Origin of the sequence: Streptococcus criceti HS-6, assembly GCF_000187975.2 — a bacterium.
GTDB lineage: Bacteria > Bacillota > Bacilli > Lactobacillales > Streptococcaceae > Streptococcus > Streptococcus criceti.
Genome location: NZ_AEUV02000002.1, coordinates 83,918 through 101,135, shown reverse-complemented (window position 1 = coordinate 101,135; position 17,218 = coordinate 83,918). Strand labels below are relative to the sequence as shown.

The 17,218-nt window shown below is 43.2% G+C and carries 13 protein-coding genes; 11 read left to right on the top strand and 2 right to left on the bottom strand.

What is annotated here, in order from left to right:
• Positions 1–485 precede the first annotated feature (485 nt).
• The 9 genes from STRCR_RS00540 (at position 486) to STRCR_RS00500 (ending at position 11,747) form a co-directional block, all read left to right on the top strand.
• Entirely contained in the window at positions 486–1,316 is an 831-nt protein-coding gene (locus STRCR_RS00540) for a hypothetical protein (RefSeq protein WP_115265117.1), read from the top strand.
• A 162-nt stretch (positions 1,317–1,478) separates the two neighbouring features.
• On the top strand, positions 1,479–1,748 hold the full coding sequence (rpsO, locus tag STRCR_RS00535) for a 30S ribosomal protein S15 (protein WP_002998712.1): 270 nt from the start codon (positions 1,479–1,481) through the stop codon (positions 1,746–1,748).
• A 460-nt stretch (positions 1,749–2,208) separates the two neighbouring features.
• Complete coding sequence (gene adhE, locus STRCR_RS00530; RefSeq protein WP_004228226.1) at positions 2,209–4,878, top strand: bifunctional acetaldehyde-CoA/alcohol dehydrogenase; 2,670 nt, start codon at positions 2,209–2,211, stop codon at positions 4,876–4,878.
• Between the two features lie 831 nt (positions 4,879–5,709).
• Complete coding sequence (pnp, locus tag STRCR_RS00520; RefSeq protein WP_004226327.1) at positions 5,710–7,986, top strand: polyribonucleotide nucleotidyltransferase; 2,277 nt, start codon at positions 5,710–5,712, stop codon at positions 7,984–7,986.
• On the top strand, positions 7,979–8,728 hold the full coding sequence (locus STRCR_RS00515) for an SseB family protein (protein ID WP_004227385.1): 750 nt from the start codon (positions 7,979–7,981) through the stop codon (positions 8,726–8,728). Before pnp ends, STRCR_RS00515 begins: the two co-directional genes overlap by 8 nt.
• 11 nt (positions 8,729–8,739) lie before the next feature.
• Positions 8,740–9,324: a serine O-acetyltransferase gene (cysE, locus tag STRCR_RS00510; RefSeq protein ID WP_004229686.1), complete on the top strand. Its 585-nt coding sequence runs from the start codon at positions 8,740–8,742 to the stop codon at positions 9,322–9,324.
• A 70-nt stretch (positions 9,325–9,394) separates the two neighbouring features.
• Positions 9,395–9,571, top strand: coding sequence for a hypothetical protein (locus STRCR_RS12180; protein WP_003048902.1), 177 nt, complete (start codon positions 9,395–9,397; stop codon positions 9,569–9,571).
• A 432-nt stretch (positions 9,572–10,003) separates the two neighbouring features.
• Positions 10,004–11,347, top strand: coding sequence for a cysteine--tRNA ligase (cysS, locus tag STRCR_RS00505; protein WP_004226942.1), 1,344 nt, complete (start codon positions 10,004–10,006; stop codon positions 11,345–11,347).
• Entirely contained in the window at positions 11,340–11,747 is a 408-nt protein-coding gene (locus tag STRCR_RS00500) for a Mini-ribonuclease 3 (protein ID WP_004227328.1), read from the top strand. The genes cysS and STRCR_RS00500 overlap by 8 nt, the downstream gene beginning before the upstream one ends.
• A gap of 783 nt (positions 11,748–12,530) precedes the next feature.
• On the opposite strand, the gene pbp3 is transcribed toward STRCR_RS00500, so the two are convergent.
• Together pbp3 and STRCR_RS00490 are read right to left on the bottom strand one after the other, a co-directional pair.
• Entirely contained in the window at positions 12,531–13,766 is a 1,236-nt protein-coding gene (gene pbp3 / locus STRCR_RS00495; RefSeq protein WP_004229241.1) for a D-alanyl-D-alanine carboxypeptidase PBP3, read from the bottom strand.
• Between the two features lie 235 nt (positions 13,767–14,001).
• Positions 14,002–15,369, bottom strand: a complete 1,368-nt coding sequence (locus STRCR_RS00490) for an aspartate kinase (protein ID WP_004226580.1) — start codon at positions 15,367–15,369, stop codon at positions 14,002–14,004.
• 167 nt (positions 15,370–15,536) lie between these two features.
• On the opposite strand from STRCR_RS00490, the gene STRCR_RS00485 reads away from it, so the two are divergent.
• Together STRCR_RS00485 and fabM are read left to right on the top strand one after the other, a co-directional pair.
• Positions 15,537–16,193 (top strand): HAD family hydrolase, encoded by a 657-nt coding sequence (locus tag STRCR_RS00485; protein ID WP_004228050.1) that lies wholly within the window; start codon positions 15,537–15,539, stop codon positions 16,191–16,193.
• Between the two features lie 169 nt (positions 16,194–16,362).
• Positions 16,363–17,154 carry a trans-2-decenoyl-ACP isomerase gene (fabM, locus tag STRCR_RS00480; RefSeq protein ID WP_004230133.1) on the top strand — a complete coding sequence of 264 codons (792 nt, stop codon included), beginning with the start codon at positions 16,363–16,365 and terminating at the stop codon, positions 17,152–17,154.
• Positions 17,155–17,218: the final 64 nt, after the last annotated feature.

The following is a 17,218-nucleotide window of genomic DNA, read 5'->3' as shown; positions in this document are numbered from 1 at the left end:
ACACTTGCTTTGCAAGCTTCATTTCCCGATTAAAAAGGTCTCCCAGACCTTTTTAACCCACTCCCGCACAGCTCAAAGGTTCGGAGGACCTTTTGAGGTTGAAAATAAGATAAACGCTGGTCATCACATTCGTTTAGGTTTTCCGCTCTGCCTTGTGGCAAAAGGGGGGCCAGCCAGCAGTGGTTCATTGATGCTAAAGCACCTAATCCTAATCAACTGTGTAGGGGTAAGACTTCTTGGTGCAGCCAACAAGTCTTGCTCCCACCCACTGCGACAAGAGTTTATTCCGAAACAGGAATACTGGACAAGTTTTGCCCAGACTCTTTCAATGACTGTTAGATTTGAGATTTTTAAATTTTTCTTAATTATAATACCATGGCATAAAATATTGAATTTGAGGAAATAAATGAAAAAGATAGAACCGAAAAATTTTGAAGAGAAAAGACAGGAAGAACTGACTGTTCTAGCTAAGAATGATGGGAATTATGACTAAAATAAAAGATAATCAGGTAGAAAGAAGTGTCAAAAAGAATCGAACACTAGCAATCCTAGGCTGGTCATTGTTGGGAGGATGCTCAATTTGCTTGATCTTTCTTGGAATTTTAACGCTTGCTCTTTACTATATCCTTATAAAGCCTGTCTCAATGAAGTCACATCAGTCTAGTTCTGCAAAAAGTTCTTACTTTTGGACTGAGCCAAAATCTCATGATATTGAGGAATATATGGATGCTGACTATCAGTTTGACTGGACACTAAAGGAAGTTAAGCAATTGAAAATCAATGAAACCAGTCTCAATGAAGTGCTAAAGAAACATGGGAAAGCCTCACAAGCCAGTAGTTACGATGAGGATAATAGTGAAATATATTTGGATTACAATAGTAACGACAATGATTGGCAGGTTGATGTCCATTTAACCTTCAAGAAAAATGTATTTAACAAGTACCAATTGACAGATGTTGATGGGGGATTAGTAGCTGATGATATCGAAACTGTCAAACAAGAAAACCCCATAATCGGTTGGTCACGAGAACAATTTAACCAGCTGATTGAAGGTGACTATGAAAACCAAGCTAAGGGAGGGACAAGTTGGAAGACTATCCAGAAAGCTCATCCTCATCCTTACTCTGCCCACTATCTATTTGAATATGATGAGACTTCTCCAGATGCAAAAAAAGGATCCCTAAGCTATAAGTTAGAGGTCAGGTATGGTGATGATATTGATCCCAATAGTATTGTTCTGGATTTTTTATCCCCAGATAGAGGAAAAAATTATTACCTAAGTGAGAAAGCCGGGCCAGACTCATTCTCAGGATAACTTGTTAAGGGATTAGCATTTATTCTGACCAAATTAAAATACTTTGACAGACCTCACCCATTTTGCTAGAATATAAGAGTCGCAAAGACAAACTAACTTCTTCTTGGTTGTAGGATTTGCCAAAACCTACCACTCGGATGAAGCAATAAAAGGAGAAAAAATATGGCAATTTCAAAAGAGAAAAAAAATGAAATCATTGCTCAATACGCTCGTCACGAAGGCGATACTGGTTCCGTTGAGGTGCAAGTTGCAGTCCTAACTTGGGAAATCAACCATCTTAATGAGCATATTCAGCAACATAAAAAAGACCACGCAACTTACCGTGGTTTGATGAAAAAAATCGGTCACCGTCGTAACCTTTTGGCTTACCTTCGCCGTACTGATGTTAACCGTTACCGTGATCTCATTCAATCACTCGGACTTCGCCGGTAATAAAATGATGCTGAGGGCCTTGAAAAAGGTATATGATCTTAGAGGCTGGTCAAGAACTTTTAATTTCTGAAGACAGCCATCTAATCACTAACCTTTAGCCCGAACTCGAATGACTAAGCTTGGTTTTGCAACTAAGCTTATTTTCATAGGCTGTCATCCTCAAAGAAAAAAGGAAAACAGGCAATGAAGCAGGATACTTCAAGCCTGTTTTCTCTTTTTTTCACAGACTTGCTAGTTGTTTGGACTGGTAGCTTTTTTATGGGAAAGAAAGTAGCGAAATAGCTGTTTGTGGTATAAAACCAAAAAATCGTGAAAAAAATCACAAAAGTGCTTGACATTATTTCGAAAAGGGTTACAATATTAACGTGAAGAAAATCACAAACTAATTTTTTTGAATTTTTACGAGTGATCATCTTCTTAGTCAACCATTCGTTAATGATTATCTTTGGAGGATAAATTTATGGCAAAAGCAACTAAAACTGCAGAACTCAGTGCTGAAGAATTGGCGCAACAGTATACGGGGGAACTTGTAGACAAAGCCGTAGAAGCTGAACGTGTTTACGCAACTTACTCTCAAGAGCAAGTTGATAAAATTGTTGCAGCTATGGCACTTGCTGGTTCGGAAGCTGCTCTTGAATTGGCGAAAGAAGCACACGAGGAAACAGGCCGCGGTGTTATCGAAGATAAAGATACTAAAAATCACTTTGCGACAGAATATGTTTACGAACGTATTAAAAATGAAAAAACTGTTGGCATTATTGGCGAAGATAAAGTAGCTGGCAGTATTCAGATTGCAGCCCCTCTTGGTGTTTTGGCTGGCATCGTGCCAACAACAAACCCAACATCAACAACCATGTTCAAAATTTTGGTTGCTTTAAAGACACGCAATGCGATCGTCTTTGCTTTCCACCCTGCAGCGCAAAAATGTTCTGCACACGCGGCTCAAATTTTGTACGATGCAGCGGTAGCAGCTGGTGCTCCTAAGAATATTGTACAATGGATTGAGACACCATCGATCGCTAATACCAATGCTTTGATCTCAAATAAGAAAATTGCATCAATCTTAGCAACTGGTGGACCTGGTATGGTTAATGCCGCTCTTAAATCTGGTAACCCATCAATGGGGGTTGGTGCTGGTAATGGTGCTGTTTATGTAGATGCTACGGCTCACCTTGACCGTGCAGTTGAAGACCTTCTTTTGTCAAAACGATTTGACAATGGTATGATTTGTGCGACTGAAAACTCAGCAGTGGTTGAAGCACCGATCTACAAAGAATGGTTAGCTAAAATGCAAGAAAAAGGTGCTTACTTAGTACCTAAGAAAGACTATAAAAAACTTGAGGATTTCGTCTTTAATGACAACCACGGTGTGAACGGTCCAGTTGCTGGTATGTCAGCTGCTTGGATTTGTGAACAAGCTGGTGTGAAATTACCAGAAGGTAAAGATGTACTCCTGTTTGAATTGGACAAGAAGAATATCGGTGAAAAATTATCTTCAGAGAAGCTTTCTCCGCTCCTTTCGGTTTACAAAGCGAAAGACCGCCAAGACGGCATCGAGATTGTCGCTGCCTTGCTTGACTACCAAGGTGCCGGTCACAATTGTGCCATCCAAATTGGTTCACAAGGAGACCCGTTTGTTGCAGAATTTGGAGATGCCCTTAATTCATCTCGTATCTTGGTTAACCAACCAGACTCAGTCGGCGGTATTGGCGATGTCTATACAGATGCATTGCAAGCCAGCCTAACTCTTGGAACAGGATCATGGGGGAAAAATTCATTGTCACACAACCTATCTACTGGCGACCTCTTGAACGTGAAAACTGTTGCGAAACGCCGTAATCGTCCTCAATGGGTACGTTTGCCAGAAAAAACTTACTACGAAAAGAACGCTATTTCTTACCTTCAGGATGAATATGAACCAATGAAGCGCGCCCTCATTGTTGCAGACCCAGGTATGGTTCAATTTGGCTTCGTTGATACGGTTTATGCACAATTAGCCCTACGTGATGAAAAAGTGGTGACATCGCTTTACGGCACCATCAAGCCAGACCCAACTCTTGGTCAAACCATTGAAATTGCTAAACAAATGCGTGACTTCAAGCCTGATACCGTTATTGCTATCGGTGGTGGTTCCGCTATTGATGCCTCTAAGATTGCCCGTTTGATTTATGAAGTGTCTCTTGACCGTGAAGAAGGATGGCTTGATGCTTATGAAAATGTGAGTGAGTTCTTCCTTGAATTGCAACAAAAATTTATTGATATCCGTAAACGTATTGTGAAATTCAAGCATCAAACAGAAACTCGTCTCTTCTGTATTCCAACAACATCAGGTACAGGTGCAGAGGTAACGCCGTTCGCTGTTATCACAGATGATTTCACACATGTAAAATACCCACTTGCCGACTATGAATTAACGCCACAAGTGGCTATCGTTGACCCAGAGTTTGTGATGACTGTACCAAAACGTACAGCAGCTTGGTCAGGCCTTGACGCCTTATCGCACGCCCTTGAATCTTATGTATCTGTTATGGCATCGGACTTCACACGTCCATGGTCACTTGAAGCTATCAAGTTAATCATTGAAAACTTGGAAGATGCTTATAACTATGATCCTAAGAATCCAACACTTCGTGGTGAACAAGCCAAAGAAAACATGCACTATGCTTCAACGCTTGCTGGTATGGCCTTCGGTAATGCCTTTCTTGGTATTAACCACTCACTGGCCCACAAGACTGGCGGTGAATTCGGACTTCCGCACGGTCTTGCTATCTCAATTGCTATGCAGCATGTTATCCGCTACAATGGTGTAGCAGGAAATGTCAAACGTTCAGTTTACCCACGTTATGAAGAATACCGTGCACAGCGTGATTACGCAGATATTGCCCGAGCTCTTGGACTTGAAGGCAAAGACGATGCTGAATTGGTTGAAGCACTCTGCGCACGCATTGATAAATTGATGCACGCAGTAGGCGTTGAACCAAAACTTTCAGCTAACGGAGTTACCAAGGAAGCCTTTGATGCAGCTGTTGATCGTCTAGCAAGCTTGGCTTATGATGACCAATGTACGCCAGCCAACCCACGTCAGCCATACATTGAAGATATGAAACAACTCTTGATTGATCAATTCTAAGTGACAATCGGATAGACTAGAAGGACCTGAATTTTTCAGGTCTTTTTTGGATGTCTGGCTTTTCAAGCTTTATGCTATAATAGGGCCATGTTAGTTCAGCTTCTCTTTATTTTTATACTAGCCATGCCAGCCCTAGGCCTAGTTTTTATCGGTCTAGCCCTAGCCCCAAGCTACCGCAGATTGATCTGGCTCAGTCCTTTTGGGGGACTTGTCTTTGCCCTATCTTTTTACAGCCTTTATCTAAAAAATGATACCTTTTTTTATAGCTTCTTTATTCTGGGTCCCTTTTTCTTTGGCTTAGGACTGCCACTAAATTTAACTAGATCAAAGAGGATTCAAGCCGGATTTTCTGGCTTAGGAATTATTGTCGTGTTTTTCTTGGCCTTAGTAATCATGTCCCAGATGCTTAATCATTTCTAACGCTCTTTGAAAAGTCAAATGATATGTCTTTGCTTTCGCCTTGCTGCCTTTTCAGTGCTACAAGCTGTCGTTTGCCTTATCTTCACTCTCAAGCTGTCTGTGGCTTGTTTCCTAACCTGATTTTGATTTTCTATGGCTATAGATTTCAAAGGAATATTTTGAAACCTTTTCTTAGCCTTAATCCTGTTCCTAATCTTATCATTAGCCTTCTTTTGTGGTAGAATATAAGCGATACCATGGTTTTATACAAAATTAAGTCAAGAGATCTTGCAGCAAACGTTTAAGCTTCATCTTCATTTAATTTTGTAAAAAACGGGTATCAATTTTAACTAGAACATTCAAGGATTAGCGAGGGTCAGGCTCTTGGCCTAGAAAGAGGCTCTTGCTTATCCATGAGTATGAGGTAGATTCATGGCAAAACAAACTTTTCAAATGACTTTTGCAGGGAAACCCCTAGTGGTTGAAATCGGTCAAGTAGCCAAACAGGCTAATGGTGCTGCTATTGTGCGTTATGGAGATTCAACAGTCCTCTCCGCTGCAACCATGTCCAAAAAAATGGCTACAACTGACTTTTTTCCTCTGCAAGTCAACTATGAGGAAAAGATGTATGCCGCTGGTAAATTTCCCGGTGGATTTATGAAACGGGAAGGTCGTCCTTCGACCGATGCCACTTTAACAGCCCGTTTGATTGATCGTCCTATTAGGCCCATGTTTGCCGAGGGGTTCCGCAATGAGGTGCAGGTCATCAATACGGTCTTGTCCTACGATCCAGATGCATCTGCTCCAATGGCAGCCATGTTTGGCAGTTCTCTAGCTCTCTGTATTTCTGATATTCCTTTTAACGGACCGATTGCAGGCGTTCAGGTTGCCTACCTAGACGGTGATTTTATCATTAATCCTACAACTGCACAAAAAGAAGTCTCCAGTCTGGAGTTGACGGTGGCTGGGACCAAGGCGGCCATCAATATGGTTGAGTCGGGTGCTCAAGAATTATCCGAAGATATTATGTTGGCGGCCTTGCTCAAGGGACATGAAGCCATTCAGGAATTGATTGCCTTCCAAGAAGAAATTGTCGCTGCGGTTGGTAAGGAAAAAGCAGTGGTCGAGCTCTTGCAGGTTGACCCTGAGCTTCAGGCTGAAATTATTTCAGCCTATAACAGTGATCTGCAAAAAGCTGTTCAAGTTGAAGAAAAACTGGCTCGTGAAGAAGCAACGCAGGCAATCAAGGACCGAGTTTTGGCAATCTATGAAGAACGCTATGCTGAAGACGAAGAACTCGAGCACATCTTACGTGATGTTGCTGAAATCTTAGAAGAAATGGAACATGCTGAAGTTCGTCGCCTGATTACCGAGGATAAGGTTCGTCCAGATGGCCGCAAGGTCGATGAGATTCGCCCTCTAGATGCTGAAGTAGATTTCTTACCCCAAGTGCATGGCTCAGGACTCTTTACCCGAGGCCAGACTCAGGCTCTGTCGGTCTTGACTCTGGCACCTATGAGTGACAGCAAGATTGTCGATGGCTTAGATCCAGAGTACCGTAAACGCTTTATGCACCACTATAATTTTCCTCAGTATTCTGTTGGAGAAACCGGTCGCTATGGAGCACCTGGCCGCCGAGAAATCGGTCACGGTGCTCTAGGTGAGCGAGCCTTGGCTCAAATTTTACCGCGTTTTGAAGACTTTCCCTACGCTATCCGTCTGGTAGCAGAAGTACTGGAATCCAATGGTTCCTCTTCCCAAGCATCTATCTGTGCTGGGACTCTAGCTCTGATGGCAGGGGGAGTCCCTATCAAGGCTCCTGTAGCAGGAATCGCCATGGGACTGATTTCTGATGGCAGCAACTATACCATTTTGACAGATATTCAGGGTCTGGAAGATCACTTTGGTGACATGGACTTCAAGGTGGCCGGAACCCGTCAAGGGATTACAGCCTTGCAAATGGATATTAAGATTTCAGGGATTACCCCAGAGATTCTTAAGGAGGCTTTGGCTCAAGCCAAAAAGGCCCGTTTTGAAATTCTCGACCTGATTGAACAAACGATCCCAGCTCCGCGACCTGAATTGGCTCCAACCGCTCCTAAGATTGACACTATTAAGATTGATGTCGATAAAATCAAGGTGGTCATCGGCAGAGGTGGCGAAACTATCGATAAAATTATCGAGGAAACAGGAGTCAAGATTGACATCGACGAAGAAGGAAATGTCCAAATCTACTCTCCTGACCAAGCCGCCATTGCTCAGGCCAAGGAAATCATTGCCAATCTGGTACGTGAAGCCAAGGTTGGTGAGGTTTACCATGCCGAAGTTGTCCGGATCGAAAGCTTTGGTGCCTTTGTCAATCTTTTTGATAAGACCGATGCCTTAGTTCATATTTCAGAATTGGCTTGGGAACGAACCAACAAAGTTGAAGATATCGTTAAAGTCGGCGATAAAGTCGATGTTAAAGTGATTAAAATAGATGACAAGGGTCGGGTCAATGCTTCCATTAAGGCTCTCTTGCCAAAACCTGAAGGAGATGAAAGACCGGAGACTAAAAAGCACCATCATAAGAAACGGAATCACCAGTCAGCAGGAAAGCATTCAATGACTGGAAAAGATGAATACAGTCGTCGCAAGGTTGACCACACTCACCAACCTAAGAAACAAGAAGAACAAGTAGTAGAATCCAAAGAAGGTCATCATGAATAAATTTAACTCAGAACTCGATTTTGCCTTACGTAATTTTATTGCCAATCCAGAAAACTTTTTAGATGGGTTGACCCTAGTTAACTGTCTTCACTCTATTCCAGTAATAGCGGCTGCCCAGCCCTATGCTGTTGCTATGCAAGGTCAAAAAGTTATCCCTGTTTTCAGTAATAAGAATGATTTGGACAATTTCAAGAAAGAACATCCTGGTGCTAAGACGCAGGATTGGGTAGAACGCCCCAGCATTGAAGTTTTAGAAGAGGCCGTGACTAACCGTTTGCATGGTTTGGTCTTCAATATTAAAAAAGCTGGCGACTTTGCCAACTCCACTATTTTCAAGAGCAGTGAATTGATTCAACTCATCAATACTTACACCAAGCTTTTGAACGATGTCTTGGGGGAAGAAAATCAGGGCCGAGATAGCCTACAACGTCAATACTTTGTCCCTGTCATTATCTTGACCAGTGAAGATGGTAGCTATCAACGCAGTTACCCAGCTTTGACGATTGAAAACGGAACTTACATTCCAGCCTTTTCTAGCATTCCCAGCTTTGCCAAATGGTATAATGATGGGGATTTAGGTTATCCTTTCCGCCTAGCTAAGGGAACGGTTATGACTTGGACCGTAGATCAGATTGCCCATCCAGCCCAAGGTGAGAGTGGTGTTGGTGATACCAAGGGAGTGGTACTTGATCCGCTCAACGAAAATCAAACTTTGGTGGATTGGGCTAGTATCGAAAAATAAGAGAGGTGCCTATGGGTTGGTGGAAAGAATCAATAGATATTGTTAAGCAACAGGATCCAGCGGCCCGGACTTCCCTAGAGGTGATTTTAACCTATCCGGGAATCAAAGCCCTTGCTGCTCATCGGATTTCTCACTTCCTCTGGCGACACCACATGCGACTGCTGGCTCGGATGCACAGTCAATTTTGGCGCTTTTGGACAAATATTGAGATCCATCCAGGAGCTCAGATAGCCAGCGGGGTCTTTATTGACCACGGGGCGGGATTAGTTATTGGAGAGACAGCTATCGTTGAAAAAGGAGCAATGCTCTATCATGGTGTTACCCTGGGTGGAACCGGTAAGGATGTTGGCAAACGACACCCCACTATCCGCCAAGGTGCCCTAATCTCTGCCCATTCTCAACTGATTGGTCCCATTGAGATTGGCCCCAATGCCAAAGTAGGCGCAGGCGCTGTTGTCCTATCGGATGTCCCAGCAGATGTTACCGTAGTTGGTGTCCCAGCCAAGGTTGTCCGAGTTCATGGGCGAAAGGATGAGGTGGCAATCAAGACCTTGCAAGAAGCTCGTGAGGCTAGTTATCATTCATCCCATCTCTAGGCTAGCCACTAGCGCTGACCTAGATTTAAGAAGTTCCATCAGCTCGGAAGCACGGTAAAAGAGGAAAATAATGAACTTTATTAAGAAAAATTGGTTAAATTTACTGGTCATTATTTTGGCCTTCCTCAATGTTGGCCAGCAATGGCTCTATGGCAGCCACAGCTATGCCTATATCTGGCTGGCTATCGGTATCTTTTGGGTTATCCTGACCTTTATTATCAAAGATGATGGGTCAAAAAGGAAATAGGCTAGGCTTAAGTTCCGAGCGGTCACGCTTGTTAGGTAAATGCTTGTTTCGTTCTTGATGGCAGTGGGCTTTTAGAAGTCTGAGAACATTATGAGAGTGGGACTCAATCAGTAAATCGCCATGAAATGGGGATTTCGATTTTCCTAGCTTCCCATTTTAAGGCTTAGGCTTCTGCCACTTTCCTATTTTGAGATGGCAGGCTATCCCCAGACTGCCAAGGTCAACTGGACTGTTTAAGAGGGCGCTGAGAATGGGACTGCGCCCCAAGATATCAGTGGTTCATTGGTGCTAAAGCACCTAATGGCAAGGCTAAGTTGGTATAGTCAACAAGTCTTACTCCCAACCACTGCGTCAAATTGCTCTATCTAAACTAGTTAATGGAAGGCAGGGACTTTTGTCCCACCTTCTTACTATTTCATGAGGAAAAACATTATGATAAAAATCTACGATACGATGACGCGAAGTCTGCGCGACTTTGTCCCCTTGCATAAGGATCAAGTCAATATGTATGTCTGCGGACCAACTGTTTATAACTATATCCATATCGGTAATGCTAGATCCAGTGTGGCCTTCGATACTATTCGCCGTTATTTTGAATACGCCGGTTATCAGGTTAACTATATTTCCAATTTCACCGATGTCGATGACAAGATTATCAAGGCGGCTAAGGAAGCTGATATGACGCCAAAGGACTTGGCTGATAAGTTCATTGCAGCCTTTATGGCCGACACCAAGGCATTAGGGATCAAGCCAGCTACGCAGAATCCTAGGGTTATGAACTTTATGGATTACATCATTGACTTCGTCCAAGTCCTGATAGATAAAGGTTTTGCCTATGAAACTGCGGGAGATGTTTATTTTCGTGTGCAAAAATCGCAAAATTATGCAGCTTTAGCCAATAAAACTCTAGCTGATCTGGAAGTTGGAGCCAGCGGCCGAACTGATAGTGAGACTGAGCTCAAGGAAGACCCCCTCGATTTTGCCTTGTGGAAATCTGCTAAACCGGATGAAATTTCTTGGGACAGCCCTTGGGGGCCCGGCCGGCCAGGCTGGCATATCGAGTGCTCGGTGATGTCGACTACTATTCTGGGAGACACCATTGATATTCATGGTGGTGGAGCAGACCTTGAGTTTCCCCACCATACCAATGAAATTGCCCAGTCCGAAGCCAAGACGGGAAAGACCTTTGCTAACTACTGGATGCACAATGGTTTTGTCAATGTTGACAATGAAAAAATGTCCAAGTCTCTGGGCAATTTCGTAACTGTCCATGACCTTCTCAAAACTGTTGATGGTCAAGTGCTTCGCTTCTTCTTAGCGACCCAGCACTACCGCAAACCTATCAACTTCACCGAGAAGGCTATCCATGATGCCAAGGCTAATCTCAAGTATCTCAGGAACACCTATACCCTTCCGCTGAGTGAGCAGGCTGATCAAGCTGGATTGGATAAGTTCCTAGTAGATTTCAAGGATGCTATGGATGATGATTTCAATGCCGCTAATGGTATTACGGTTATCTTTGAATTGGCCAAATGGATTAATTCAGGTCATTATAACCAAACTATAAAGGAATCTTTTGCCAAGATGCTGGAAGTTTTTGGTATCGTCTTCCAAGAAGAACGTTTAGACAGCGAAATTGAGGACCTAATTGAAAAACGCCAAGCCGCTCGGGCACAAAAAGATTTTGCAACAGCGGATAAGATTCGTGATGATCTAGCAGCTCAAGGGATTAAATTGCTGGATACCAAAGATGGCGTGAGGTGGACCCGTGACTAAAGTCAATGTCAACCTCATCAATGGTATTGCCCTAGCTTTCGAGGGGGATGCGGTCTATTCCCTCTATGTCCGCCGCCATCTGATTTTTCAAGGGCAGACTAAGCCTAATCAGCTTCATCGCCTAGCTACTAACTATGTATCAGCCAAAGCTCAAGCCATGCTGATTGAGGCCATGCTGGACCACAATCTTTTAACAGAGGAAGAAGTGGCTATTTATAAACGGGGGCGCAATGCTCATAGCCATACCAAAGCTAAAAATACTGATATCATCACCTACAAGATGTCAACCGGTTTTGAAGCCATTATGGGGTATCTTCACATGACTGAGCAAATCACCCGACTGGAGGAACTGGTTGGCTGGTGTATCAGCTATGTCGAAGAAAATAGGACGAAAAAATAAGGGAGTTAGTCTCAATCGGTAGGGCAAAGCTATCAATTGAGTCTAACTCCCTCGTTTTAGAGCTCAAAAAGTTGCGACAGCAACACTATGTATGCCATGAACGACCGACATCTTTTCCTAAGTCTCACTTTTAAAACACCACAGCGTTTAAAAATGATCTGCTGCAGAAAGAATAGTTCAGCTCTAGACTTTCCAGCACAAGCTTGATTTGAATGTCTCAATAGTTGCTTGACCTGCTTAGTGAGGTGTTCAATTTTATTTCTATTTTGCTGACATGTGGTAGGCTAGACGTTAAAGCGCGGAGTGGATTATCACAGTCAACCATTGCGTTGAACGATGGCAGTTAAGGCAATAAGGAACAAGGCCGTTGTCTAATCTTTTATTATTAGCGGTCCACTTGACAAGGGGACGTCAATATAAGCATAAGTGAGGAAATTTTCCAGATTCTTTTTCTGATCAACGAATTAACTTATAACAAGAAGCTGGGCAAAAATTTGTCCAGTCTTCTTGTTTTGGAATAAGCTCTTGGCGCAGTGGTTGGCAGCAAGTTTGTGACTCACTCCCCTGCACAGTTCATTGGGTGATTTAGCACCAATAAACTACTGCTGGTTGGTTTCCCTTTTACCTCACCACAAGGCCAGAGCGGAAAACTTAAACGTGATCATCGTTCATCTTATTTCCAACCTCACAAGGTCTCTCTAGACATCTTGTGCTGTGCAGAGGTGGGCATACAACCCAAAATTTTCAATTTTTGGGTTGATCCCACTCCTTTCGTATCTTACTTTATAACTTCTCGTTGACATAGCGGACGAAGTGGTTCCACCATACCTTGAGAAAAAAGCTCTTTTTGACAGGTTTCTGAGCCACTAAGGTCACTTGCGGTGGACCGTCTAGATAGCCTGTACCGATTAAATCGGGGTCATCATAGGTCAGAGTACCAACCTTGGTGCCTTTTTTAACTGCTGCTGTGACGGGCTTGGTTTTAACTGTAGCACTTGGTTTATGGTCGGAGCCAATCTTAGTGATCACACGGAAATCGTCTTTGGAAACCGCAGAGACGTTTTTTGATTTACCATCCAAGACTTGAGCTTTGCTGGCTTTGTAAGCCTCTCCTTCTACCGTTAGGTTGGTTAGTTGGAAATTATAAGCTACGTAGTTGAGTAATTTATTGGTAGCATCAAATCGAGCATATTCATTGGTGTCAGCATGGTCTGCATGGAGAATGACCGAGATGATTCGCATACCATTTTCAGTCGATGTTGCAACGAAGGACTGACCAGCTAGTTCAGTTGTCCCTGTTTTCAGACCATCGACCCCCTCACGAGCATAAGGCATTCCATCTAACATAAAGTTAAAAGTAGTCATGGTTGTGCCATGAAAATCCGCCTTGGTTTTCTTACTAATATCCAGAACATCAGGATAGTCCTTAATCAGGTGCTGGGCAATAATGGCGACATCGCGAGCGCTCATGAGATTTTCATCATCAGACTTAGAGCCAGGATAAATATGGTCGCCAAGATAGTTATTGTTGAGGCCAGAGGCATTAACCAGTTTAGCATCCTTAATTCCCCACTCCTTGAGCTGGGTCTGCATCATATCAACAAAGGTCGGTTCATCTCCCCCGATTTTCTCAGCCAAGGCAATAGCTGCACTGTTGGCGCTGGCAATCATAGCAGCCTTGACTAGCTCCTTGACCGTGTATTCGCGGTCATCCATAGGGACATTGCTGGCTTCAGAATTGGTTGTTAGGTCATAAGCATAATCGGAAATTTTAACCTTAGTATTCCAAGAGAGTTTGCCATTATCAATGGCCTTGTAAACCATATAAACGGTTAAAATTTTGGTGATTGAAGCAATGCCGTCTGGACTGGTTGCATCCTTTTCGTAGAGTACTTTCCCAGTTGAAGAGTCAACAGCAATAGCATGCTCAGCGGGAGCCTCGAAGTCATCAGCCTGAACTAGATTTCCAGCAAGGATTAGAGCAAGAGTCATTAAGAGGCTAATAAAAAATTTCTTCATAATCATTCCTTTTTAAAGTAGGCGGGTACAGAAAAAAGAACACCAATCAAAAAATAAGAGGTCTTTACCTTCCCACCCTTTTATTACGTGTCAAGATATATTTCCCGTAAACAATCTCCCTAATTATATCATAAATGCTAGGGTTACAAGATGACAATCTGATTAAGGCTAAGAACGCCTTCAATTTAGATGAGGCAAGATAAAAGCCCTCGAGCTGAGAGCTTTTGAAAATTATTTATTTCTTTTCATCTTCCTGACCAAAGAAGGCCTTATAAATCGCCCGAACTGCTGTTTTTTCGTGGCTGGACTTAATCACCAGCATGACGGAGACTTCACTGGAACCTTGGGAAATCATTTCGATATTAATTCCCTTGTCAGACATGGCCTTGGTTGCAGTTGACATAACCCCAACCTGATTTTTCATGTTTTCTCCAACAATCATAATGATGGAGAGGTCTCTTTCAAATTCCACCTCATCGACACCCAAGTTACGAGTCAGCTGTGTCAGGATTTCTCTTTCTTTGATGGGGGTCAGTTCCCTTTCCCGCAGAATGATGGACATATCGTCAATCCCAGTTGGAATATGTTCCCAACGGATGTTAAGGTCTTCCAAAACTTGCAAAACCTTACGGCCGAAACCGACTTCTCTATTCATCAGGTATTTGGAAATATTGATGCTGACGAATTTATCATCGCCTGAAATCCCTACAACAGGTAGTTCCTGTTTACTATGTTCTAGGACAATGCGGGTTCCTGGATGGCTAGGATTATTGGTATTCTTAATAACCAGCGGAATCCGTCCTCGATAGGCAGGGATCAAGGCTTCATCGTGCAAGACAGAAAAACCAGCATAGGCCAGCTCCCGCATTTCCCGATAGGTTAATTCCTTAATAGAGTGAGGCTTATGGACAACACCTGGATGGGCTGCGAAGATACCGTCAACATCAGTGAAATTTTCGTAGAGATCAGCCTTGACACCGGCAGCAACAATAGAACCAGAGATATCAGACCCCCCGCGGGAGAAGGTACAAATTTGCTTGTTAACAGTCACGCCAAAGAAGCCAGGGATGACCAGTACCTCATCGCTATCTCGCAATTCTTCCAGTTTATCGTAACTAGAAGGAAGAATTTGGGCGTTGCCGGGTTCGCTAGAAACAATAATACCGGCCTTACCAGGGTGCAGATAACGGGCAGGCAGACCATTCTTACGGAAGTAGGCCGCTACTAATTTAGCATTGTTATCTTCCCCAGCCGCTAAGAAGGTATCGTAGAGGAAATCGTTTCCTTCAATGGGCAGGGTGGCTAATTCTGTAATTGAAGCAGTAATCCTATCGAGGATACTGTGAGATAGGCCTAGTTCATCAATGATACCTTTGTAGCGTTTGATAATCCAATCCTGATCTGCTGAAACATCATCTTCATTGGTATACGAACGATAGTATTTAATGAGGGCGTCGGTAACCTTAGTATCCTCAGGGGTGCGTTTTCCTGGTGCTGAAACAACTACGAAGCGTCGTTCAGAGTCTGATCGGACAATATCGAGAACCTTTTTTAACTGTTCCGCAGAAGCCAGCGAACTTCCGCCAAATTTAATGACTTTCATAATAATTCCGTCTATCTTTCCTTGTGAGATTGCCTAAAATTATAGCAAAATTCAGACATCTTTTCAAATTCAGTTTTAATCCCATCAAGCATCGGTCAGCCTGTCCGATGCTTGATTGAACTTTGTCCAGACAGACTCTTTATGGTAAAATGAGGCTGAGGTTTTTCATGAAGCAAGCAATTATTTTTGATATGGATGGTGTTCTCTTTGATACCGAGGAATTCTACTACAGTCGCCGCCAAACTTTTTTAGCGGGCCTGGGCATCTCGATTGACCATCTGCCCCTTAGTTTTTTTATCGGCGGCAATATGAAGCAAGTCTGGCAAAAAATTTTAGGCCAAGATTATGGGCACTGGGATATTGCCCAGCTGCAGGCAGATTATACAGCCTATAAGATCGCCCATCCCCTCCCCTACCAAGAAGTTATTTTTTCAGACGTTTGCCCAAGTTTGGAGCGTTTGAAAAAGGCTGGACTTAAAATCGGTCTGGCCTCTAGTTCAACTAAGTCAGATATCTTGAAAGCTCTGGGGGATACGGATTTGACTGCCTATTTTGATGTTATTTTATCGGGGGAAGAATTCCCAGAAAGCAAGCCGAATCCAGCTATCTACAATACCGCGGCAGATCTCCTAGGCTTTGCCAAAACAGACTTGCTGATTATTGAAGATAGCGAAAAAGGCATCGCTGCCGGAGTTGCGGCGGGTATTGAAGTTTGGGCTCTCGAGGACAAACGTTTTGGTCTCGACCAGAGTCAGGCAGACCGTCTGATAAGCAGTCTAAATCAGGCTATGGATCTCCTCCAAGTACCTGCATTGGAAGGATAAAATAAGGGTAAGTGAGAGGCTGGATCTGACATTCAGCCTCTTTTATTACAAATATAACAAAGATAAAAGACAGTAATTCCTTGTCAAACTCGTATTTTCAGCTATAATAAGTTGGAATACGACAAAACTTTTATTTTTGTTTGAATATTAAAATAATTGGAGGTATCTTATGAATTTCTCAACCATTCTTTACGGTGTCGAAGATGGTGTAGCAACTCTAACCCTCAATCGTCCTGAGGTTTCTAACGGGTTCAATATCCCTATCTGTGAGGAAATCATCGAGGCCATTAGTCAGGCAGAAAAGGATGACACTGTGCAAATTTTACTTATCAATGCCAGTGGAAAGGTCTTTTCGGTTGGTGGAGATTTAGACCAGATGCAAAAGGCTGTTGATGCGGACGATGTTCAATCACTCGTACGGATTGCGGAATTGGTAAACACCATTTCCTTCATGATTAAACGCCTGCCCAAGCCTGTTATCATGAGCGTTGATGGACCGGTTGCAGGGGCAGCTTTTAACATGGTCTTGGCGGCAGATTTTACCATTGCCTCCGAAAAAGCTAAATTTATTCAGGCCTTTGTTGGTGTTGGCCTAGCACCCGATGCCGGAGGCCTCTTCCTCTTAACCCGTTCAATCGGTATCAATCGTGCTACGCAAATTACCATGACCGGTGAAGCTGTCAATGCTGAAAAAGCTTTAGACTGGGGATTTATCTACCGTCTAGCTGATTCTGAAAAATTAGAACGTGACACGGATCGCTTGATTAAGCGGCTGAAACGCAGTTCCCCCAACTCCTTTAGGGCTATTAAAGAGATGGTTTGGAAGAGTGAATTTGCCGGTTGGGAAGAATATGCTGACCTTGAACTAGCCCTGCAGAAATCGTTAGCCTTTACTGAAGACTTTAAAGAAGGGGTTAATGCTTTCAGTGCCAAACGCCGGCCGAAATTCACTGGGAAGTAAACAGTAGATGGATGTTAAGCAACAAAGAATTTTAGAAAAAGTAATAGAGGTATTAAATACCTGA